This is a genomic window from Pseudomonas sp. CP-1 (assembly GCF_021213715.1).
In the GTDB taxonomy this organism is placed as follows: domain Bacteria; phylum Pseudomonadota; class Gammaproteobacteria; order Pseudomonadales; family Pseudomonadaceae; genus Pseudomonas; species Pseudomonas aeruginosa.
In genome coordinates, this window is record NZ_JAJQKY010000017.1 from 51310 (window position 1) to 72702 (window position 21393).

Below are 21393 nucleotides of genomic sequence, written 5' to 3' on the forward strand. Positions count from 1 at the left end.
CATGATCCGTATCCCCAAGTCGGAGTACGCCCGTCGGCGCAAGGCGCTGATGGCGCAGATGGAACCCAACAGCATCGCTATCCTGCCGGCGGCGCCGATGTACATCCGCAATCGCGACGTCGAGCATGTCTACCGCCAGGACAGCGACTTCCAGTACCTCACCGGCTTCCCCGAGCCGGAGGCGGTGATGGCGCTGATTCCCGGCCGTGCCCATGGCGAATACGTGCTGTTCTGCCGCGAGCGGGATCCGGAGCGTGAACTGTGGGACGGCCTGCGCGCCGGCCAGGACGGTGCGATCGGCCAGTACGGCGCCGACGACGCCTTTCCCATCGGCGATATCGACGACATCCTGCCCGGCCTGATCGAAGGCCGCGACCGGGTCTACTACGCCCTTGGCGCCAATCCCGACTTCGACCGCCGGCTGATGGACTGGATCAACGTGATCCGCTCCAAGGCCCGCCAGGGCGCGCAGCCGCCGAACGAGTTCGTTGCCCTCGACCACCTGCTGCACGACCAGCGGCTGTACAAGAGCGCCAACGAAGTGAAGGTCATGCGCTACGCCGCCGAGGTCTCCGCCCGGGCGCACATCCGGGCGATGGAGGTGTGCCGGCCGGGGCTGTTCGAGTACCACCTGGAAGCCGAGCTGGAATACGAGTTCCGCAAGGGCGGGGCGAAGATGCCGGCCTACGGCTCGATCGTCGCCGCCGGACGCAACGCCTGCATCCTGCACTACCGCGAGAACGATGCGGCGATCAAGGACGGCGACCTGATCCTGATCGATGCCGGCTGCGAGATCGACTGCTACGCCAGCGACATCACCCGTACCTTCCCCGCCAATGGCCGCTTCAGCCCCGAGCAGAAGGCGATCTACGAACTGGTGCTGGAAGCCAACATGGCGGCGTTCGACTACATCGCCCCCGGTCGCCACTGGAACGAGGCCCATGAGGCCACCGTACGGGTCATCACCGCCGGGCTGGTGCGCCTGGGCCTGCTGGAGGGCGACGTCGACGAGCTGATCGCCCACGAGGCCTACAAGGCTTTCTACATGCACCGCGCCGGCCACTGGCTGGGGATGGACGTGCACGACGTCGGCGAGTACCGCGTCGGCGGCGAATGGCGGGTGCTCGAACCGGGCATGGCGATGACCGTCGAGCCGGGCATCTACATCGCCCCGGACAATACCTCGGTGGCGAAGAAGTGGCGCGGTATCGGCGTACGCATCGAGGACGACGTGGTGGTCACCCGCAATGGCTGCGAAGTGCTGACCAACGGCGTGCCGAAGACCGTCGCCGAGATCGAGGCGCTGATGGCCGCGGCCAAGAGCGAGGCAGCCTGAGGTGACGATGAGCAAGGTCAACCTGGCGATCATCGGCGGGGGCCTGGTCGGCGCCTCGCTGGCGCTGGCCCTGCAGGCCGGCGCTCGGGAGCGCGGCTGGTCGATCGTGCTGATCGAACCCTTCGCCCCCGGCAATGCCTACCAGCCCAGCTACGACGCCCGCTCTTCGGCGCTGTCTTACGGCAGCCGGCAGATCTACGAGCGACTCGGCCTGTGGCCGGCGATCGCCGAGCGCGCCGAGCCGATCCTGCATATCCATGTTTCCGACCGCGGCCGCTTCGGCGCCACCCGCCTGACCGCCATCGAGGAAGGCGTGCCGGCGCTGGGCTACGTGGTGGAGAACGCCTGGCTCGGCCAGTGCCTGTGGAAGGCGCTCGACCCCGAGGTGGTGCGCTGGCACTGCCCGGCCGAAGTGAAGACCCTGGAAGCCCGGGAGGGCGGTTACCGGCTTACCCTCGACGACGAGACGCAACTCGATTGCGAGCTGGCGATCCTCGCCGATGGCGGTCGTTCCGGGCTGCGCGAACAACTCGGCATCGCCGTGGAGCAGACGCCGTACCGGCAGACTGCGCTGATCGCCAACGTATCGCCCTCCGAGGCGCACCTCGGGCAGGCCTTCGAGCGCTTCACCCCCAGCGGTCCGATGGCCCTGCTGCCGTTGCCGGAGAACCGTTGCGCGCTGATCTGGACCCGCCCAGGCAAGGACGCCGAACGTCTGCGTGGCCTCGATGACGCGGCCTTCCTCGGCGAGCTGCAGGCTGCCTTCGGCTACCGCCTCGGCGCCTTCCGCCAGGTCGGCGCACGGCACTGCTACCCCTTGCACCTGGTCGAGGCCCGCGAGCAGGTGCGTCCGCACCTGGTGGTGCTGGGCAACGCTGCGCACAGTCTGCACCCCATCGCCGGCCAGGGCTTCAACCTGTCGTTGCGCGACACCCTGGCGCTGGTCGACGCCCTGCTCCACGACGACGCGCCGCTGGGCGAGTTCGCCGTGCTGCAGCGCTACCTCGATGGGCAGCGCCTGGACCAGCAGATGACCGTCGGCTTCTCCGACCGGGTGACCCGGCTGTTCTCCAACGACCGCGCGCTGCTCGGCGCCGGGCGCAACCTCGGCCTGCTCGGGCTCGACCTGCTGCCGCCGGCCAAGCGCTGGTTCGCCCGCCAGGCCATGGGCCTCGGCGCGCGGCCGCTGTAGCGCCATGCCGGTCTGGTCGAGGGCGCGCAAGGCCCGCCTGCTGCGCTTCGCCATGAACCTCTACCCGCCCTTCCTGGGGGCGGGCATCCGTGTGCGGCACATCGCTGGCGATTTCCGCGAGGTTCGGGTGCGCATGGGCTTGAACCGGCTCAATCGCAACTATGTAGGCACCCAGTTCGGCGGCAGCCTCTACGCGATGACCGACCCGTTCTTCATGCTGATGCTGATGGAGAACCTGGGCCGCGACTACGTGGTCTGGGACAAGGCGGCCAACATCGAGTTCGTCAGCCCGGGCAAGGGCCCGGTGTATGCGCATTTCAGCATCGACCAGAAGCTGCTCGACGAGGTCCGCGAGCGGACCGCCGGCGGCGAGAAGTACCTGCCCCGGCTGCACGCCGAAGTGCGCGACGCCGCCGGCACCCTGGTGGCGCGGGTTCAGAAAACCCTGTACGTGCGGCTCAAGCCGCGCCTGCGGAACGCGGCCTGAAGAGGGCCCACGAGTGGAGAACGAGGATATGCACGCGGATCTGGTCATCGTCGGCGCCGGCATGGTCGGTAGCGCCCTGGCCCTGGCGCTGGAGGGCAGCGGCCTGGAGGTGCTGCTGGTGGACGGCGGCTCGCTCGACGTGGCGCCGTTCAAGCCGGAGGCGCCCTACGAGCCGCGGGTCAGTGCGCTGTCCGAAGCCAGCCGGCGGATTCTCCAGCGCCTGCACGCCTGGGACGGCATCGTCGCGCGCCGCGCCGAGCCCTATCGCGAGATGCAGGTGTGGGATGGCTCCGGCACCGGGCGGATCGGCTTCAGCGCCGCCAGCGTGCACGCCGAGGTGCTCGGCCATATCGTCGAGAACCGGGTGGTGCAGGACGCCCTGCTGGAGCGCCTGCACGATTCCACCACCGGCCTGCTGGCCAACGCGCGCCTGGAACAGATGCGCCACTCCGGTGACGACTGGCTGCTGACCCTGGCCGACGGCCGTCAGCTGCGCGCGCCGCTGGTGGTCGCCGCCGACGGCGCCAACTCGGCGGTACGCCGCCTGGCCGGCTGCGCCACCCGCGAATGGGATTACCTGCACCACGCCATCGTCACCAGCGTGCGCTGCGAGAACGCGCACCGCGCAACCGCCTGGCAGCGCTTCACCGACGACGGCCCGCTGGCCTTCCTGCCCCTGCCGGACCGCGGCGACGAACACTGGTGCTCGATCGTCTGGTCGACCACCCCGGAACAGGCAGAACGGCTGATGGCGCTGGACGAGGATGGCTTCCGCGCCGCCCTCGGCGAAGCTTTCGAACAGCGCCTGGGCGCCATCCTGCATGCCGACCGGCGCCTGTGCATCCCGCTGCGCCAGCGGCACGCCAAGCGTTACGTCGAGCCAGGCCTGGCGCTGGTCGGCGACGCTGCGCACACCATCCACCCGCTGGCCGGACAGGGCGTGAACCTGGGTTTCCTCGATGCGGCGGTGCTGTCCGAGGTCCTGTTGCATGCCCTGGAGCGCGGCGAACGGCTTGCCGACGAACGCGTGCTGAGTCGCTTCGAGCGGCGGCGGATGCCGCACAACCTGGGCATGATGACGGCGATGGAAGGCTTCGAACGCCTGTTCCAGGCCGACCGGTTGCCGCTGCGCTGGCTGCGCAACGCCGGCCTGCGCCTGGTCGACGGCCATCACGAGGCCAAGGCGCTGTTCGTCCGCCAGGCGCTTGGCCTCAGCGGCGACCTGCCGGCGCTGGCACGAGTCTGAGCGGGGCGGCTCCCCTGACGGGAGGGCCGCCAGTCCTCAGAACATCGCCGCGCAGTCACGCATGACCTGCGCCTTGTTGCGCAGGTAGAGCCCGAACAGGTTGCGCGCGGCTTCTTCGTTCACCTCGATTTCCATCGCCTCGACGAAGGCGTTCACCGCCGCCGTGGCGTGGGCGAAGTGATTGCTCTCGGTGCCGCCGGTGTGCACCGTTACCCAGGCCACGGTGGCGCGGGCGCGTTCGGCGGGTACGCCCATGTCGCGGCTGAACCATTCCTTGTACAGCGGGTGGATGTACTCCACCTCGCCGTGGGTATAGACCTCGTGTACCAGCGTGGTCAGCAGTCCCTGCATCAGGTCGCGCTCGCGCAGGCGCTGGCGGTCGGTCCAGTCCTTGAACGCCTGCGCCGAAGGCAGGCAGTTCTCGCGCAGCAGCCAGCGGTCGTCGCCGCAAAGGGTGGTGGCCATGGTGTAGAAAAGATCGGCATGCACGGTGTTGCCGAGGGCGCCGAGGTCTTCGTCGGTGATCCGTTGTAGGCTGCCGCAGGCTCGATAGAGCTGGTCTGCCGCTGCCGAACCCTGTTCCGAACGGGCCAGCAGGGTCAGGCGATTGGCCAACCCGGAAACGCTGGCCGCCGAGTTGTTGGTCTTCGACCAGCTGGCGAAGAACTTGCGCAGCGGCTCGACCGCCTGGCGCCGGGCGGTGACCCGGGCGAAGGCGTCCTCGATGTCCAGCAACGACGCCGTCTCGTCCCAGAAGGCCCGGAACAGCGCATGGCGCAGGGGGCCGGCGGGCATGTCGTTGAGGACTGGCTCGATGACGCCGAGCAGCTTGCTGTGGGGGGTGATGACATGGTTCATGGCTAACCTCCTGTCGGTTCTTGTTGTTCTTGCGATGGTTACGGTCTTCCTTGCGACGCGCGCAGGGCCGCGCGTTCGGCCTGTGGTGCGGACCAGCCGTAGCGGGTCAGCAGCAACGGCAGCAACTGGGCCAGGAGGATCAGGCCCAGGCAGCCCGGCCAGCCCCAGCGGTCCCAGAATGGCGCCGGCAGCACCGCGCCGAAGCTGCCGCCGGCGTAGTAGCAGGCCAGGTAGAGGCCGACGGCGCCGGCCTTGTCGGTCCCGGCGTTGCTGGCGGTGAAAGCGTTGACCGTGGACTGTGCGAGGAACACGCCGGTGGCGCTGAGAGCCAGGCCGACGAGAATCGTCGGCAGGCCCGGCGCCAGGGTCAGCAGCGAGCCGCAGACGCCCAGCAGCGATGCGCCCAGCAGCAACTGGCGGTGCGGGCGGGCGCGGGCCAGGCGGCCGCTGGCGGGAATCACCAGCAGGGCGAGGAGGAACACCGCGTAGATCGAGCCGAGCTGAGCGGTGTCCAGGCTGTACGGCGGACGGCTGAGATGGATGCCGATATAGGTGAACATGGCGACCTGGGAAAAGAGGACACAGAACCCCACCGCGTAGGACGACAGCAGCGGAGCCCGGAACAGTTCACGGGATACTAAGGGGCGTTTCCCGGGTGCGGGCGAGTGCCTGCCAGAATTGGCAGGGAGCAGCGCGCGGATGGCGACGGCGATGAGCAGGGTCAGCCCGGCGAGGATCCGGAAGGCGACGCGCCAATCCCACTCCTCGGTCAGCAGGCCGGTGAGGAAGCGTCCGGCGAAGCCGCCGAGGATGGTCCCGGCGACATAGAGGCTGGTCAGCTCGATGACCGCGCCGCCGCTCCAGCGCTCGCCGATGTAGGCCACGCTGCTGGCGAACAGCAGGGGAATCAGCATCCCCTCGGCGAAGCGCCAGAGCAGGAAGGCGGCGAAGCTGCCGGCATGGGCGGCCAGCAGCATGGGCACGCAGAGCAGGCTGGCGGCGAAGGCGATCACCCGGCTGCGCTCGCGGCCGCCGCTGAGCCGGCCGACGAAGGGCGCGGCGAGGGCCACCGCCAGGGTGGTGGCGGTGATGCTCCAGTTCGATTGATGGGCGCTGATGTGGAAGCTCGCCGCCAGTTCGTCGAAGATGCCCTGGGTGGTATAGAGATTGAGGAACGCAGCGCAACCGCAGAGAAACAGCGCGAGGCGGGGGAAACCCTGGGACGAATTCATGGAACGCTCTGCCTGGACGAGAAACCCCCTGTTATAGGGGCGCTCCCGACGGGCTGGCCAATACCGATTCAGGACCGATCGATACCGAGGAACCGCATGCTCGACCTACGCCGCCTGCGCTGCTTCGCAGCCGTTGCCGAAACCCTGCATTTCGGCCGCGCCGCCCAGCGCCTGCACATGGCGCAGCCGCCCTTGACCCGGCAGATATCCGCGCTGGAGGAAGAGCTGGGCTTTCGCCTGTTCGACCGCTCCAGCCGGGCGGTGACCCTCACCGCCGAGGGCAGCCTGTTCCTGCCTTACGCACGCGGCCTGCTGGACCAACTGGAGCGCACCGCCGGCTTCGCCCGCAAGTTGGCGCAGGGGCTGGCCGGCCACCTGACCCTCGGCTACGCCAGCTCCATCGCCCTGTCGGACCTGTTCACCGAGGCGATCCGACTGTTCCGCGAGCGCCATCCGGAGGTGCAACTGGAGCTGCTCGAAGGCGCTTCGGCGGCGCAATGGGCGCAGATCGCCGAAGGCGGCATCGATGTGGGGCTGGGGCGCCTGCCGCCGCCGGAAGGCCAGGTCGGCATCGAGGTGCTGGCCCTGGGCGGCGAGCCGCTGGTGGTGGCCGTGCCCAACGGCGATCCGCTGGCGCGGCAAGAGCGGATCGGCCTGTACGATCTGCGTGATCGGCCGCTGATCCTGTTTCCGCTGGACTACGGCTCCGGCCTCAACGAACTGATCGAGCGCCTCTACCGGAAGGCCGGGCTGGCGCTGACGAGGGGACCGGCCGGACGCCAGATCACCTCGATCATCGCCCTGGTCGCGGCCGGCCAGGGCGTTGCCCTGGTGCCGCGTTGCAGCACCGCGCTGGCCCGGGCCGGAGTCGTCTATCGCCCGCTGGCCGAGCCCGAGGCGCTGGCCGATTTCCTCGTCTTCACCCGCCGCCATGGCCGCAGCGCCGCGGTGGAGGCGTTTCTCGCCATCCTCGGCGGCCTGGACGCAGGCGAAACACCCCGACACATTTAGTCGCGCGGGTTCGCAAGCGAGATTTCTTATCATTCGTGCCTACGTTCCGCTGACGAGGCTGTTCTTCATGCAGGCAAGCAAAGCTCTACTCGCCGCCCTGGCTCTGGGCATCACCGGCCTGGCCCAGGCCGCCGACGAAGTGGTGGTGTATTCCTCGCGCATCGACGAGCTGATCAAGCCGGTGTTCGATGCCTACACCAGCAAGACCGGCGTGAAGGTCAAGTTCATCACCGACAAGGAAGCGCCGCTGATGGCGCGGATCAAGGCCGAAGGCGCGAACACCCCGGCCGACCTGCTGCTCACCGTGGACGCCGGCAACCTCTGGCAGGCCGAGCAGATGGGCCTGCTGCAACCGTTCAAGTCGGCCACCATCGAACGGAACATTCCCTCGCAGTATCGTTCCAGCACCGATAGCTGGACCGGACTGTCGCTGCGCGCGCGGACCATCGTCTACTCCACCGAGCGGGTCAAGCCGGAAGAGCTGAGCACCTACGAAGCCCTGGCCGACAAGCAATGGGAAGGCCGCCTGTGCCTGCGCACGGCGAAGAAGGTCTACAACCAGTCGCTGACCGGGACCCTGATCGAGACCCACGGGGCGCAGAAGACCGAGGAAATCCTCCGGGGCTGGGTGAACAACCTGGCCACCGACGTATTCGCCGACGACAACGCGGTGATCCAGGCGGTGGACGCCGGCCAGTGCGACGTCGGCATCGTCAATACCTACTACTACGGACGCCTGCACAAGCAGAACCCGAACCTGCGGGTCAAGCTGTTCTGGCCGAACCAGGCCGACCGCGGCGTCCACGTCAACCTGTCGGGCATCGGCCTGACTCGCCACGCGCCGCATCCCGAGGCAGCCAAGGCGCTGGTGGAATGGATGACCGGGCCCGACGCCCAGGCGCTGTTCGCCGGGATCAACCAGGAATTCCCGGCCAACCCGCAGGTCGCGCCGTCAGCCGAAGTCGCCAGCTGGGGCAGCTTCAAGGCCGACAGCATCCCGGTGGAAGTCGCCGGCAAGCGCCAGGCCGAGGCGATTCGCCTGATGGACCGCGCCGGCTGGAACTGACCGCCGGTTATACTCGGCGCCCCGGCTCGTCCGAGCGGGGCGTCGTTCGTTCCGCACCGAGGATTTCGTGGCCCATCCCGCTCCCCGCCGCTGGTACCCCATCACCTTCACCGTTGCCGCGCTGGTGCTGCTGCCGCTCAGCGTGCTGCTGCTGAGCTGGCTGGAGATCGACCGGGAAATCTGGAGCCACCTGTGGGATACCCAGTTGCCGCGCCTGCTCGGCAACACCCTGACCCTGGTGCTCGGCGTCGGCATCGGCGTGACTCTGCTCGGGGTCAGCCTGGCCTGGCTCACCAGTCTCTGCGAATTCCCCGGGCGGCGCTGGCTGGACTGGGCGCTGATGTTGCCGTTCGCGATCCCGGCCTACGTCCTGGCGTTCGTCTTCGTCGGCCTGCTGGATTTCGCCGGACCGGTGCAGAGCCTGCTGCGCGAGTGGTTCGGCAGCGGCCTGCGGTTGCCGCGCGTACGCTCCACCGGCGGGGTGATCCTGGTCCTGGTGCTGGTGTTCTATCCCTATGTCTACCTGCTCGCGCGCAGCGCCTTCATCGCCCAGGGCAAGGGCCTGATGGAAGCCGCGCGGGTCCTCGGCCTGTCGCCCTGGCAGGCGTTCCTGCGGGTCGCCCTGCCGATGGCGCGGCCGGCGATCGGCGCCGGCCTGGCGCTGGCAGTGATGGAAACCCTGGCCGACTTCGGCGCGGTATCGGTGTTCAACTTCGACACCTTCACCACCGCCATCTACAAGACCTGGTACGGCTTCTACAGCCTCTCCAGCGCCGCCCAGCTGGCCAGCCTGTTGTTGCTCGGGGTATGCCTGGTGCTGCTCGGCGAGCGCCACACGCGAGGCCGAGCCAAGGCCGCCAGCGAGCGTCCGCGCGGCGCGCCGCTGTACCGCCTGCGCGGCGCCAGGGCGCTGGCGGCGAGCGCCTGGTGCGGGCTGGTGTTCCTCTGCGCCTTCGTGATTCCCGTGGCGCAACTGGTTGTCTGGTTCTGGCGCCAGGGCCGTTTCGACCTCGACGAGCGCTACTGGGACCTGATCGGCCATACCCTGACGCTGGGCGGCATCGCTGCGCTGGCGACGGTCGCCGTGGCCCTGCTGCTGGCCTTCGCCGTGCGCCTGGTGCCGACCCGCGCTATCCGCGGCGCGGTGGGCCTGGGCAACCTCGGTTATGCGCTGCCGGGCTCGGTCCTGGCGGTTTCGATCATGCTGGCCTTCAGTTGGCTGGACAATCACTGGGTGATCCCGCTTTCCAGCGCCCTCGGCGGCGCCGGCAAGCCGCTGCTGCTGGGCAGTCTGTTCGCCCTGCTGCTGGCCTACCTGATCCGTTTCATGGCGGTGGCCTACGGGCCGCTGGAAAGCGGGCTGGCGCGGATCCGCCCGTCGCTGCCGGAAGCCTCGCGCAGCCTCGGCGTGGGCGGCCCGCTGCTGTTCCTGCGGGTCTACCTGCCGCTGTTGCTGCCGGCCTCGCTGAGCGCCGCGCTGCTGGTCTTCGTCGACGTGCTCAAGGAGATGCCGGCGACCCTGCTGATGCGTCCCTTCGGTTGGGACACCCTGGCCGTACGGATCTTCGAGATGACCAGCGAGGGCGAATGGGCGCGCGCCTCGCTGCCGGCCCTGACCCTGGTGCTGGTCGGCCTGCTACCGGTGGTCGGGTTGATTCGTCGTTCTGCCCATCATTCCGATCGCTGAGCCTAGTATCCATGCAGGCCGTAGGGTCTATGCACAGATCGCGGCACGCTTCCATGGTGTCCTGCTCCGGGGCTTGCGGCTACAATGCGCGCGATTTCGTGCCGGCGGTCTCTGCCGACGGCACCCGCTACGCCCGGAAGGAGAATACCCATGGGATTGCGCACCCCGCTTTACGAGCTGCACGTCGCGCTCGGCGCCAAGATGGTCGATTTCGGCGGTTGGGACATGCCGCTGCACTACGGTTCGCAGGTCGAGGAGCACCATCAGGTCCGGCGTGACTGCGGCGTCTTCGACGTGTCCCACATGACCGTGGTCGACGTCGCCGGCGAGCAGGCCACGGCCTATCTGCAGCATCTCCTGGCGAACGACGTGGCGCGCCTCGGCGAGACCGGCAAGGCGCTCTACAGCGCGATGCTCAACGAAGAGGGCGGGGTGGTCGACGACCTGATCGTCTACCTGACCGAGAACGGCTACCGGGTGGTGGTCAACGCCTCCACCCGCGACAAGGACATCGCCTGGATGCAGGCGCAGGCCGCCGGCTTCAAGGTCGACCTGCAGGAACGCGGCGACCTGGCGATGCTCGCCATCCAGGGCCCCAACGCCCGCGTGCACAGCTCCGAACTGGTATCCCCGGCACGCGCCGCGCTGATACGCGAACTCAAGCCGTTCCAGGGCCGTGCCGAGGGCGACTGGTTCATCGCCCGCACCGGCTACACCGGCGAGGACGGCCTGGAGATCATGCTGCCGGCCGCCGAGGCGCCGGGCTTCCTCAACGAGCTGGTTGGCGCCGGGATATCCCCGGCGGGCCTGGGGGCGCGCGATACGCTGCGCCTGGAGGCCGGGCTCAATCTCTACGGCCAGGACATGGACGAAAGCGTTTCCCCGCTTGCCGCCAACATGGGCTGGACCGTAGCCTGGGAGCCGGTTGCGCGGGACTTCGTCGGCCGCCGCGCGCTGGAAGCGCAGAAGGCCGCCGGCGACCAGCCGAAGCTGGTCGGCCTGGTTCTGGAGGAGCGCGGCGTGCTGCGCGCCCACCAGGTGGTGCGGGTAGCTGGCATTGGTGAGGGGGAGATCACCAGCGGCAGCTTTTCGCCTACCCTGAACAAGTCCATCGCGCTGGCCCGCGTGCCGGCCGCCACCGGCGACCGCGCCGAGGTGGAAATCCGCGGCAAGTGGTACCCGGTACGGGTGGTCCAGCCCAGTTTCGTGCGTCACGGCAAGCCCCTGATCTAACCTGGCAATGGCGACCGCCGTCGCCCCCGACTTCGAGGAAAACAAGATGAGCAATATTCCCGCCGAACTGCGTTACGCCCAGAGCCACGAATGGGCTCGTCTGGAAGCCGACGGCAGCGTTACCGTGGGCATTTCCGACCATGCCCAGGAAGCCCTTGGCGATGTGGTCTTCATCGAGCTGCCGGAGCTGGGCAAGACCCTCGCCGCCGGCCAGGAAGCGGGCGTGGTCGAGTCGGTGAAGGCCGCCTCCGACATCTATTCGCCGATCGGCGGCGAAGTCATCGCTATCAACGAAGCCCTGGCCGACACCCCGGAAGACGTCAACAACGACCCGTACGCGTCCTGGTTCTTCAAGCTCAAGCCGAGCAATCCGGCCGAGCTGGACAAGCTGCTCGACGCCGCTGGCTACCAGGCCGCCGTCGACGCGGAAGGCTGAGCCGCCGCGTAGTCGCGACAAAACCCGCTATCCTTGGACAAGGCCTCGATCATTCGAGGCTTTGTTCTTTTTGCAGCGGCGAAATGCGTTTTCGCCGTCGTTGCTTTCTCATTCGATATCCGTTCGGCGACGATCGCTGGCAGGGCGATGCCGCCCCCAACGAGACCGAAGCCATGTCGCAGACGCCGTCCCTCGCCCAGCTCCAGCCCGCCGATGCCTTCCTGCGCCGCCACCTCGGCCCCGATCCGGCGGAACAGCAGGCCATGCTGGATTTCCTCGGAGTTTCCACTCGCGCCGAACTGATCGTGCAGACGGTGCCGCCGGCGATCCGCCTCAACCGGCCGCTGGAACTGCCCGCCGCGCTCGACGAACAGGCCGCCCTGGCGCGCCTGCGCGGCTACGCCGGGCTCAACCAGCGCTGGACCAGCCTGATCGGCATGGGCTACTACGGCACCGTGACGCCGCCGGTGATCCTCCGCAACGTGCTGGAGAATCCCGGCTGGTACACCGCCTATACGCCCTACCAGCCGGAAATCGCCCAGGGCCGCCTGGAAGCGCTGCTGAATTTCCAGCAGCTGACCATCGACCTCACCGGACTCGACCTGGCCAGCGCCTCGCTGCTCGACGAAGCCACCGCCGCCGCCGAGGCCATGGCCCTGGCCAGGCGGGTGGCGAAGGCCAGGAGCAACCGGTTCTTCGTCGATGCGCATTGCCATCCGCAGACCGTTTCGGTGTTGCGCACCCGCGCCGAGGCGTTCGGTTTCGAACTGGTCGTCGACGAGCCGGACAATCTTGCCGCCCACGCGGTGTTCGGCGCCTTGCTGCAATACCCGGACAGTCGTGGCGAGATCCGCGACCTGCGCCCGCTTATCGAGGCGTTGCACGGTCAACAGGCGCTGGCCTGCGTCGCCAGCGACCTGCTCGCCCTGTTGGTGCTGACCCCGCCGGGGGAACTCGGTGCCGACGTGGTGCTCGGCAGCGCCCAGCGCTTTGGCGTACCGATGGGCTACGGCGGGCCGCACGCGGCGTTCTTCGCCACCCGCGAAGGGTACAAGCGGGCAATGCCGGGGCGGATCATCGGCGTTTCCCGCGACGCCCGCGGCAACCCGGCGTTGCGCATGGCCCTGCAAACCCGCGAGCAGCACATCCGTCGGGAAAAAGCCAACTCGAACATCTGCACCGCCCAGGTGCTGCTGGCCAACATTGCTTCGTTGTATGCCGTCTACCATGGGCCGCAGGAGCTGAAACGCATCGCCCAACGTGTCCAGCGCCTGACCGCGCTGCTGGCGGCGGGCCTGGAAAGCAAGGGACTGCGGCGGCTCAACCGGTACTTCTTCGACACCCTGACCTACGAGGTCGGCGAGCGTCAGGCGGCGATCCTCGAGCGGGCGCGGGCGGCGCGGGTCAACCTGCGCGTGGTCGACGACCGGCGGCTGGCCCTGAGCCTCGACGAAACCTGTGACGCGGCGACCCTGGCGACCCTGTTCGAGATCTTCCTCGGTGCCGGCCACGGGCTGGATGTCGCACACCTGGATGGCGGGGCGGTGGCCGACGGCATTCCGGCGGTCCTGCAACGCACTTCGGCCTACCTGCAGCATCCGGTGTTCAACGCCCACCACAGCGAGACCGAGATGCTTCGCTACCTGCGCCAGCTGGAAGGCAAGGACCTGGCGCTGAACCAGGCGATGATCCCGCTCGGCTCCTGCACCATGAAGCTCAACGCCAGCAGCGAGATGATCCCCATCACCTGGCCGGAATTCGCCGAACTGCATCCGTTCGTGCCGCGCGAGCAGGCCGAGGGCTATCGCCGGATGATCGACGAACTGGAAGCCTGGCTGCGGGCGATCACCGGCTTCGACGCCATCTGCATGCAGCCGAACTCGGGAGCACAGGGCGAGTATGCCGGGTTGCTGGCGATCCGCCGCTACCACCAGAGCCGCGGCGATAGCCAGCGCGACATCTGCCTGATTCCCGCATCGGCGCATGGCACCAACCCGGCCTCGGCGATCATGGCCAGCATGCGGGTGGTGATCGTCGAGTGCGATCCCCGCGGCAACGTCGACCTCGACGACCTGCGCCTCAAGGCGGCCGAGGCGGGCGACCGGCTGTCCTGCCTGATGATCACCTATCCCTCGACCCACGGCGTCTACGAGGAGGGGATAGGCGAGATCTGCGAAGTGGTCCACCGCCACGGCGGCCAGGTCTACATGGACGGCGCCAACCTCAACGCCCAGGTCGGCCTGGCGCGACCGGCGGACATCGGCGCGGACGTCTCGCACATGAACCTGCACAAGACCTTCTGCATCCCCCATGGTGGTGGCGGGCCGGGCATGGGGCCGATCGGGGTCAAGCGGCACCTGGCGCCGTTCGTCGCCAACCACCCGGTGATCCGCGTCGAAGGGCCGAACCCGCTGAACGACGCGGTCAGCGCGGCGCCCTGGGGCAGCGCCAGCATCCTGCCGATCAGTTGGATGTACATCGCCATGATGGGCCCGCAGTTGGCCGACGCCAGCGAGGTGGCGATCCTCTCCGCCAACTACCTGGCGAACCGCCTGGACGGGGCGTTCCCGGTGCTCTACCGCGGGCGCAACGAGCGCGTCGCCCACGAATGCATCCTCGACCTGCGACCGCTCAAGGCGCAGACCGGGATCACCGAGGAAGACGTGGCCAAGCGCCTGATGGACTACGGCTTCCACGCCCCGACCATGTCCTTCCCGGTACCGGGCACGCTGATGGTGGAGCCGACCGAGAGCGAGTCGAAGGCGGAGCTGGATCGCTTCGTCGAGGCGATGCTGAGCATCAGGGCCGAGATCGGCAAGGTGGAAAGCGGCGACTGGCCGGCGGAGGACAACCCGCTGAAACGGGCGCCGCATACCCTGGCCGACGTTACCGGGATCTGGCAGAGACCCTACGAGATCGCCGAGGCGGTGACCCCGAGCGAACATGCGCGGGCGTTCAAGTACTGGCCGGCGGTTAACCGGGTGGACAACGTCTACGGCGACCGCAACCTGTTCTGCGCCTGCGTGCCGCTGGACGACTACCGCGAGTGACCTCGCCTCCGGGCGGAGGCGAGGTCGCCGGGGCCTACTGCTGGACGGCGGACTGCTCGCCGCCGGCGAGGATCGCGCTGGCCAGTTCCATGTCGCTGGCCTGCAGGTCCGGGTTGTCGTTGCGCAGCTTCTGCAGGGCGGCTTCCAGGTACGGCCCGCGGATCGCGCCGTCGCTGGCGATGTAGCTGCCGGCGTCGTCCTGCGCGGCGACGATCAGCTTGTGGTCGTGGCGGAAGGTCAGGTAGGTGGAGGCCGTGGTGGCACCCGAGGAAATGATGTTGCGCCAGAAGGTATCGGCCGTGGCCGAGCCCAGCGGCAGGGCGGCGATGACCAGGGTGGCGGCGGCGAGTTTGACGGAACGCATGGGGGAACTCCTGATAGGGGGCTGCGTGTTACATCAGATCGCGTTTGCCGTCCCGGAGTTCCAGCGGGGATGACCGTCCGGTCGCTTTTTCCGCTGCCGTACAGCCCCCGCCGGCCGGGAGCTACAGCGATTCAGGGCGCGGCAGGCTCGACGTGCAGCAGGGCGCCGTCCTGGCCGGTGACCCGGACCAGGGCGCCGCGCGGCAGGTCGGGACCGCTGACCAGCCATAACGCGTCCTCGACGCGCAGCTCGCCGAGCCCGCCGACGATCGCCCGGTGCAAGGGAAAGGTGCGGCCGAACAGGTCGTCGCCGCGTCGCTGCAACCCTGGCGTTTCCTCGACGCTACCGGCCTTGCGGCGACGGCGTCGATGCAAGGCGGCGACCAGCCCGGAGAGCAGGACGAACAGCCCTACCTGCCAGGGCCAGGCCAGTCCCGGCAGGAGCGCGCCGAGCGCACCGACACAAGCGGCGGTGAGGCCGACCCGCAGCAGATAGCCGCCGGCACCGAAGATTTCCAGGAGCAGGAGGACGGTACCGAAGGCCAGCCAGTCCCAGAAGTCCAGGCGTAGCAGCAGGATTTCCATCGGCCGGCCCTCAGCGCCGGCTCGGCGGCCGGCCGAGCCACATCGGGCCAGGGACGCCGCTCGCGGCTCGCCGCAGGTGCGGTGCGCCGGGGCTGGGGAGCGTCGGCGCGGGGACGGCGGGGGGAGCGCTCGTCATCGTCTACATCCTTGTCTGTGGGCCTGGCAGGCCCGTCCGGCGTTGTGCCGTGCAACCGTCGGAACTCCGCCGACGGGATGTGCCGCTACTTCTGTTCGCTCTGCGGGGTCACCCGCAGTACTTCCTCCAGCGTACTGATACCCGCGGCGACCTTCTGCGCGCCGGACAGGCGCAGGCTGCGGGTGCCTTCTTTGTACGCCTGGCGGCGCAGGGCGACCAGGTCGGTGTCGGCGGTGATCAGTTCTTTCAGGCTATCGCTGAGCAGCATGATTTCATAGACGCCGGCGCGCCCGCGATAGCCGGTGTCGCGGCACTCCAGGCAACCCACGGCCTGGTGCGCGCCGCTGGGCGGCGGGGCGCTCCAAGGGCGGGTCAGTTCGTGCCAGTCGCTGTCCGCCAGTTGCATCGGCGCCTTGCAGTGCGGGCAGAGTGTGCGCACCAGGCGCTGGGCCATGACCCCGAGCACCGTGGCGCGGATCAGGTAGTAGGGCACGCCCAGTTCGAGCAGGCGGGTGATCGCCGTGGGCGAGTCGTTGGTGTGCAGGGTGGAGAGCACCAGGTGCCCGGTGAGCGCCGCCTGGATCGCCATCTCGGCGGTCTCCAGGTCGCGGATCTCGCCGACCATGATGATGTCCGGGTCCTGCCGCAGCAGGGCGCGTACGCCGCTGGCGAAGGTCAGGTCGATGTTGTGCTGGACCTGCATCTGGTTGAACGAGGGCTCGATCATCTCGATCGGGTCCTCGATGGTGCAGACGTTCACCTCGTCGGTGGCCAGTTGCTTGAGCGTGGTGTAGAGCGTGGTGGTCTTGCCCGAGCCGGTGGGGCCGGTGACCAGGATGATGCCGTTGGGTTGGCTGGTCATGCTCTGCCAGCGGCGCAGGTCGTCGGCGGAGAAGCCGAGCTGGTCGAAGCTCTTGAGCAGCACCTCGGGGTCGAAGATGCGCATCACCATCTTCTCGCCGAAGGCGGTGGGCAGGGTCGACAGGCGCAGCTCCACCTCGGCGCCGTCCGGGGTCTTGGTCTTGACCCGGCCGTCCTGCGGCTTGCGTTTCTCCGCCACGTTCATCCGTCCCAGCGACTTCAGGCGGCTGACCACCGCCATGGTCACCTGCGGCGGGAACTGGTAGACGTTGTGCAGCACGCCGTCGATACGGAAGCGCACGGTGCCCTGCTCGCGGCGCGGCTCGATGTGGATGTCGCTGGCGCGCTGCTGGAAGGCGTACTGGAACAGCCAGTCGACGATGGTGACGATGTGCGCGTCGTTGGCGTCCGGCTCCTGGTCGGCGGCGCCGAGGTTGAGCAACTGCTCGAAGTTGCCGACGCCGCTGATCTTCTGGTCCGGCGAGGTGGCGCCGCTGACCGAGCGGGCCAGGCGGAAGAACTCGACGGTGTAGCGCTGGATGTCCGCCGGGTTCGCCACCACCCGCTTGATCGGTCGCTTGAGCACATGCACCAGGTTGCTTTCCCAGCCCTGTACGAAGGGCTGGGCGCTGGCGATGGTGACTTCCTCCGGACTCAGCGCGACGGCGAGGATGCCATGGCGCTGGGCGAAGGCGTAGGACATCAGCGGAGTCACCGCGGCGACGTCGATCTTCAGCGGGTCGATGCGCAGGTAGGGCTGGCCGGCATACTCGGCCAGCCACTGGGTGAGGGTCTCCAGGTCGAGCTTGCGTCCGGGGCGCTTGAGATCCTCGACCTGCTGCGCGGCGAGGAACTCCAGCGGATGCTGCTGGTTGCGCACCGCGCTGCGGCGGATCGCCAGGCACTGTTCGGCCTGCTCCTGCCCGACCCGGCCCTGGGCGACCAGCTCGCGGAGCAGGTCGCCGAGGTCCAGCAGGCGGTCCTGGGCGGCGGTGGCGAACACGGACATGCAGACTCCCTTCGGATGATGGCGGTAGCGGCGAAGCTTATTTCATCAGCGCCTTCCAGGGTTTGAGCGTCAGCACAGTATGGGCCTGCGTGGCGCGGTCAGCCAGGCGCTCGGCATCGACAGGTTGCCGCAGCAGCTCCAGCAACTTGGCCAGTTCGCCGTAGAGGCGGTCGGCTTCCGGCAGGTCGAGCACGCCGCGCGCCAGGCGCAACCAGGTAAGCATGCGCTGCAGGCGCGGCGCTTGGTCGGGAAGCAGCTCGGGATGCTGGTGGGCGCGCGCCAGCGGCGTGGCCTGGGCTTCTTCGGCAAGGCTGCGCAGCAGCCATTTGCCCAGCGCGGCGGCGCCCTGGCGGTTGCCGCGCTCGTTGCGCGACTCGGTCCAGGCCTTGGCCAGCAGCCAGCGCGAGGCATTCAGGGAGAACAGGCCCCAGCGGGTCTCGTCGAGTTCGCCGCGGAACAGTTGCGGCGCCTGCTGGCGTAGCGTCTCGTCGTCACGGCCGCGCTCGATGCGCGGCGCCCAGTCGGCGAGGAGAGCGTCCAGCGCTTCGCGCAGCTCGCGACTGCTGGCGCGTGGCACCGCCTGGCCGAGGCTGCCGAGCAGGGTACGCAGGTCCTGCAGGTGTTGCAGCCAGTCCTCCAGCAGGCGCCAGTGGCCGTTGAAGCGATACTGTTCGGCCAGTCGCTGGCTGCTGCCGAGCAGGTACCAGGCGATGGCGGCGAAGGCACCGTCCAGCGGGGTTTCCGCCAGCAGTTTCTGCGCCGGGGGATCGACCTCGTAGCTGTTCGGGTCGAACAAGCGGTAGCCGCGCTCGGCCTTGCTGATGTCGCAGGGCATCAGCGGCAGGTCGGCGGCCAGTTCCGCGGCCAGCTCGAGCAGCGCGGCGGCATCGCCCTGGCGCAGTTCCAGCTCCAGTTCGCAGATTTCCTCCTGGTTGTCGCCGGCGACCACCTTGCCCAGGTCGAGCGCCGCCTCCACGACTACCCTGGCCTTGCCGCGGCCCCAGGCGATCTCGGCGCGCTGGCGGACGAAGTCGGTGCTGAAGATCGGCTTGAGCTGCTTCTTGTCGAGGTCCTTGAGGGCCGCCGGCCAGCACTTGTCGTCGAGTTTCTTCAGGTCGAGCTTGTTCTTTTCCAGGTACCAGTCCCACTCGTTGCGTTCGGACAGCCCGGCCACGCTCTGCCCGCGGCTCTTCAGCGTCTGGATGTACTGCTCGCCGTCGCGGCGCATGCGCAGCGCGACCTTGGCCCGGGCCAGCTCGCGGCCGGGGGTGTCGTAGTACTGGTTGTACAGTTCGCGGCGCTCCCAGCCCGATTTGTTGCGTTTCTTCAGCAACGGGTGCTCCTGCAAGGCTTCCAGGGTGGCGCGGCTGACGCGGAGTTTGATTTCGGTTTCTTTCTGCATGGGGCGATGTCCGGCTCGGGACGCCAGGCGTCCGCGGGTGAAGGTGTTCCAGATCAAAGGCGCGCGGGGTGGGTGGCCTATACTTTTCGGCATTTCCACCAGGGAGGCGTTCCATGCCGACCAATCCGTTCATCAGCCTGTTCGGCCGTTCGCCGATCGGGCCGATGCAGCAGCACATCGCCAAGGCCCACGAATGCGCGGCCGGCCTGTTGCCGTTCTTCCGCGCGGTGATCGCCGAGGACTGGGCGCAGGTCGAACAGGTTCAGCAGGACATGGTGCGACTGGAGCAGGAAGCCGATCGGCTGAAGAAGAACGTCCGGATGCACCTGCCCAAGAGCCTGTTCCTTCCGGTGCCGCGCTCCGATCTGTTGGAGCTGCTCAGTGTACAGGACAAAGTCGCCAATCGCGCCAAGGACATCGCCGGGCTGATGCTCGGCCGGCGCATGCGCATCCCGCTGCCGCTGCAGGGCCAGATGCTCGCCTACGTGCAGCGCTCGGTGGACGCCAGCGCCCAGGCGTTGCGGGTAGTCAACGAACTCAACGAACTGCTCGAGACCGGCTTCGGCGGGCGCGAGACCAGTCTGGTGGAAAGCATGGTGGAGGAACTCGAGGCGATCGAGAACGACACCGACCGCATCCAGGTCGAGGTGCGCCGCGAGCTGTTCCGCCTGGAAAGCGAGCTGCCGCCGGTGGACGTGATGTTCCTCTACCAGATCATCGAATGGATCGGCGATGTCGCCGACCGCGCCCAGCGGGTCGGCAACCGCCTGGAGCAATTGCTGGCGCGTTGAGCGCCAGGTTTCTTTCCGCCTTCTGCCCGCATACGGATCCCCGCCCATGTCCCTGATCGCCGACCACGGCTTCGCCTTCCTCGTACTCGCCTGCCTGTTCGGTTTCTTCATGGCCTGGGGCGTCGGCGCCAACGACGTCGCCAACGCTATGGGCACCTCGGTGGGCTCACGGGCGCTGACCATCCGCCAGGCGATCCTGGTGGCGATGGTCTTCGAGTTCTGCGGTGCTTACTTCGCCGGCGGCGAGGTCACTGAAACGATCAGGAGCGGCATCGTCGATCCGCAGTACATGACCCCCGACCTGCTGGTCTTCGGCATGCTCTCGGCCTTGCTGGCCGCCGGGGTCTGGCTGTTGCTGGCGACGATCAAGGGCTGGCCGGTGTCGACCACCCACTCCATCGTCGGCGCGATCATCGGCTTCGCCTCGGTCGGTGTCTCGGTGCACGCGGTGCACTGGGGCGCGATCGGCCCGATCGTCGCCAGTTGGGTGGTGACGCCGGTGCTGTCCGGGCTGCTCGCCTTCGCCCTGTTCAGGAGCGTGCAGTGGCTGGTACTGCATGCCGAGGACCCGTTCCGCAGCGCGCGCCGCTACGTGCCGCTGTACATGTTCCTGGCGGGCTTCATGGTCGCGCTGATGACCGTCGGCAAGGGCCTGAAGCATGTCGGCCTGGAGCTTTCCGGCCTCCAGACGCTGGGTCTGGCGTTGCTCGCCGGCGGCCTGGTGATGGGCCTGGGTATCGTCCTGCTGTTGCGTATCCGACCCACTGGCGGAGCCGATCCGCGTGGCGGCTTCGCCAGCGTCGAGCGGGTCTTCGCGGTGCTGATGATCTTCACCGCCTGCTCCATGGCTTTCGCCCATGGTGCCAACGACGTGGCCAACGCCATCGGCCCGGTGGCGGCGGTCGTCGCGGTGGTCCAGGCCGGCGGCGACCTGGATCTGGTGAGCCGTTCGCCGGTGCCGTCCTGGGTACTGCTGCTGGGCGCGGTGGGCATCGTCATCGGCCTGGCTACCTATGGCTACCGGGTGATCGCGACCATCGGCCGGGAGATCACCGAGCTGACCCCCAGCCGCGGCTTCGCCGCCGAGCTGGCGACCGCCTCCACGGTGGTTGGCGCCTCGGCCATCGGCCTGCCGGTGTCCACTACCCATACCCTGGTCGGCGCGGTGCTCGGCATCGGCATGGCGCGCGGCATCGGCGCGCTCAACCTGCGGGTGATCGGCTCGATCTTCCTGTCCTGGGTAGTGACCCTGCCGGCCGGCGCGGTGCTGGCGATCCTGTTCTTCCTGGTCCTGCGCGCGCTGTTCGGTGCCTGAGCGCGGTCTTCGTCGGCTGGCGCAGGCGGAACCGGAACGGACGGTTTTATCCACCGCCGCGATAGGCCATGATGGGGCTCGATCCGTGTGGAGAGTC

At 68.4% G+C, this 21393-nt stretch carries 18 protein-coding genes; 12 read left to right on the forward strand and 6 right to left on the reverse strand.

All coding sequences use genetic code 11. The features are described 5' to 3' along the window. The first annotated feature begins 1 nt into the window (after position 1). From pepP to LT948_RS25710, 4 genes are read left to right on the forward strand one after another with little or no spacing between them, the layout of a single operon-like run. Positions 2-1336, forward strand: a complete 1335-nt coding sequence (gene pepP, locus LT948_RS25695; protein WP_003096308.1) for a Xaa-Pro aminopeptidase — start codon at positions 2-4, stop codon at positions 1334-1336. 7 nt (positions 1337-1343) lie between these two features. Further along, the gene (ubiH, locus tag LT948_RS25700) at positions 1344-2528 is read left to right on the forward strand and encodes a 2-octaprenyl-6-methoxyphenyl hydroxylase (RefSeq protein ID WP_003096305.1); all 1185 of its coding nucleotides are present in this window, start codon (positions 1344-1346) and stop codon (positions 2526-2528) included. A gap of 4 nt (positions 2529-2532) precedes the next feature. After that, the gene (locus LT948_RS25705; RefSeq protein WP_019372280.1) at positions 2533-3015 is read left to right on the forward strand and encodes a hotdog fold domain-containing protein; all 483 of its coding nucleotides are present in this window, start codon (positions 2533-2535) and stop codon (positions 3013-3015) included. Between the two features lie 28 nt (positions 3016-3043). Beyond that, on the forward strand, positions 3044-4261 hold the full coding sequence (locus LT948_RS25710; RefSeq protein WP_009314482.1) for a 2-octaprenyl-3-methyl-6-methoxy-1,4-benzoquinol hydroxylase: 1218 nt from the start codon (positions 3044-3046) through the stop codon (positions 4259-4261). Positions 4262-4297: 36 nt separating this feature from the next. On the opposite strand, the gene LT948_RS25715 is transcribed toward LT948_RS25710, so the two are convergent. Continuing rightward, positions 4298-5119: a hypothetical protein gene (locus LT948_RS25715; protein WP_003136060.1), complete on the reverse strand. Its 822-nt coding sequence runs from the start codon at positions 5117-5119 to the stop codon at positions 4298-4300. A gap of 38 nt (positions 5120-5157) precedes the next feature. Next, positions 5158-6351, reverse strand: coding sequence for an MFS transporter (locus tag LT948_RS25720; RefSeq protein WP_033995448.1), 1194 nt, complete (start codon positions 6349-6351; stop codon positions 5158-5160). A 96-nt stretch (positions 6352-6447) separates the two neighbouring features. Here LT948_RS25720 and LT948_RS25725 point away from each other — a divergent pair, with 96 nt between their 5' ends. From LT948_RS25725 to gcvP, 6 genes are all read left to right on the forward strand, one after another. Continuing rightward, positions 6448-7362: a LysR family transcriptional regulator gene (locus tag LT948_RS25725; RefSeq protein ID WP_015503819.1), complete on the forward strand. Its 915-nt coding sequence runs from the start codon at positions 6448-6450 to the stop codon at positions 7360-7362. Between the two features lie 67 nt (positions 7363-7429). Beyond that, entirely contained in the window at positions 7430-8428 is a 999-nt protein-coding gene (locus LT948_RS25730; RefSeq protein WP_023098223.1) for an extracellular solute-binding protein, read from the forward strand. 67 nt (positions 8429-8495) lie between these two features. Further along, entirely contained in the window at positions 8496-10115 is a 1620-nt protein-coding gene (locus LT948_RS25735; protein WP_023098222.1) for an ABC transporter permease, read from the forward strand. Between the two features lie 150 nt (positions 10116-10265). Continuing rightward, positions 10266-11348, forward strand: coding sequence for a glycine cleavage system aminomethyltransferase GcvT (gene gcvT / locus LT948_RS25740; RefSeq protein WP_003136048.1), 1083 nt, complete (start codon positions 10266-10268; stop codon positions 11346-11348). A gap of 46 nt (positions 11349-11394) precedes the next feature. Then, positions 11395-11784, forward strand: coding sequence for a glycine cleavage system protein GcvH (gene gcvH, locus LT948_RS25745; RefSeq protein WP_003107397.1), 390 nt, complete (start codon positions 11395-11397; stop codon positions 11782-11784). Positions 11785-11957: 173 nt separating this feature from the next. Continuing rightward, positions 11958-14834, forward strand: coding sequence for an aminomethyl-transferring glycine dehydrogenase (gene gcvP, locus LT948_RS25750; protein WP_031285798.1), 2877 nt, complete (start codon positions 11958-11960; stop codon positions 14832-14834). A gap of 34 nt (positions 14835-14868) precedes the next feature. On the opposite strand, the gene LT948_RS25755 is transcribed toward gcvP, so the two are convergent. The 4 genes from LT948_RS25755 to LT948_RS25770 form a co-directional block, all read right to left on the reverse strand. Further along, the gene (locus LT948_RS25755; RefSeq protein ID WP_019485021.1) at positions 14869-15198 is read right to left on the reverse strand and encodes a DUF2388 domain-containing protein; all 330 of its coding nucleotides are present in this window, start codon (positions 15196-15198) and stop codon (positions 14869-14871) included. A 131-nt stretch (positions 15199-15329) separates the two neighbouring features. Further along, complete coding sequence (locus tag LT948_RS25760) at positions 15330-15782, reverse strand: NfeD family protein (protein ID WP_003109994.1); 453 nt, start codon at positions 15780-15782, stop codon at positions 15330-15332. A 221-nt stretch (positions 15783-16003) separates the two neighbouring features. Beyond that, on the reverse strand, positions 16004-17788 hold the full coding sequence (locus LT948_RS25765) for a GspE/PulE family protein (RefSeq protein WP_003096276.1): 1785 nt from the start codon (positions 17786-17788) through the stop codon (positions 16004-16006). Between the two features lie 37 nt (positions 17789-17825). After that, complete coding sequence (locus tag LT948_RS25770; RefSeq protein ID WP_009314472.1) at positions 17826-19190, reverse strand: CYTH domain-containing protein; 1365 nt, start codon at positions 19188-19190, stop codon at positions 17826-17828. A 113-nt stretch (positions 19191-19303) separates the two neighbouring features. Here LT948_RS25770 and LT948_RS25775 point away from each other — a divergent pair, with 113 nt between their 5' ends. Continuing rightward, positions 19304-19981, forward strand: coding sequence for a TIGR00153 family protein (locus LT948_RS25775; RefSeq protein ID WP_003096272.1), 678 nt, complete (start codon positions 19304-19306; stop codon positions 19979-19981). 46 nt (positions 19982-20027) lie between these two features. Next, positions 20028-21296 (forward strand): inorganic phosphate transporter, encoded by a 1269-nt coding sequence (locus LT948_RS25780; RefSeq protein WP_003100079.1) that lies wholly within the window; start codon positions 20028-20030, stop codon positions 21294-21296. Positions 21297-21393 lie beyond the last annotated feature (97 nt).

Bases quoted from the DNA above. Each gene is read 5' to 3' on its own strand.
- pepP (WP_003096308.1), top strand. From the start codon at position 2: ATGATCCGTATCCCCAAGTCGGAGTACGCCCGTCGGCGCAAGGCGCTG.
- LT948_RS25765 (WP_003096276.1), bottom strand. From the start codon at position 17,788: ATGTCCGTGTTCGCCACCGCCGCCCAGGACCGCCTGCTGGACCTCGGC.
- LT948_RS25775 (WP_003096272.1), top strand. From the start codon at position 19,304: ATGCCGACCAATCCGTTCATCAGCCTGTTCGGCCGTTCGCCGATCGGG.
- LT948_RS25755 (WP_019485021.1), bottom strand. From the start codon at position 15,198: ATGCGTTCCGTCAAACTCGCCGCCGCCACCCTGGTCATCGCCGCCCTG.
- ubiH (WP_003096305.1), top strand. From the start codon at position 1,344: ATGAGCAAGGTCAACCTGGCGATCATCGGCGGGGGCCTGGTCGGCGCC.
- gcvP (WP_031285798.1), top strand. From the start codon at position 11,958: ATGTCGCAGACGCCGTCCCTCGCCCAGCTCCAGCCCGCCGATGCCTTC.
- LT948_RS25725 (WP_015503819.1), top strand. From the start codon at position 6,448: ATGCTCGACCTACGCCGCCTGCGCTGCTTCGCAGCCGTTGCCGAAACC.
- LT948_RS25705 (WP_019372280.1), top strand. From the start codon at position 2,533: ATGCCGGTCTGGTCGAGGGCGCGCAAGGCCCGCCTGCTGCGCTTCGCC.
- LT948_RS25770 (WP_009314472.1), bottom strand. From the start codon at position 19,190: ATGCAGAAAGAAACCGAAATCAAACTCCGCGTCAGCCGCGCCACCCTG.
- gcvT (WP_003136048.1), top strand. From the start codon at position 10,266: ATGGGATTGCGCACCCCGCTTTACGAGCTGCACGTCGCGCTCGGCGCC.
- LT948_RS25710 (WP_009314482.1), top strand. From the start codon at position 3,044: ATGCACGCGGATCTGGTCATCGTCGGCGCCGGCATGGTCGGTAGCGCC.
- gcvH (WP_003107397.1), top strand. From the start codon at position 11,395: ATGAGCAATATTCCCGCCGAACTGCGTTACGCCCAGAGCCACGAATGG.
- LT948_RS25780 (WP_003100079.1), top strand. From the start codon at position 20,028: ATGTCCCTGATCGCCGACCACGGCTTCGCCTTCCTCGTACTCGCCTGC.
- LT948_RS25760 (WP_003109994.1), bottom strand. From the start codon at position 15,782: ATGGAAATCCTGCTGCTACGCCTGGACTTCTGGGACTGGCTGGCCTTC.
- LT948_RS25730 (WP_023098223.1), top strand. From the start codon at position 7,430: ATGCAGGCAAGCAAAGCTCTACTCGCCGCCCTGGCTCTGGGCATCACC.
- LT948_RS25720 (WP_033995448.1), bottom strand. From the start codon at position 6,351: ATGAATTCGTCCCAGGGTTTCCCCCGCCTCGCGCTGTTTCTCTGCGGT.
- LT948_RS25715 (WP_003136060.1), bottom strand. From the start codon at position 5,119: ATGAACCATGTCATCACCCCCCACAGCAAGCTGCTCGGCGTCATCGAG.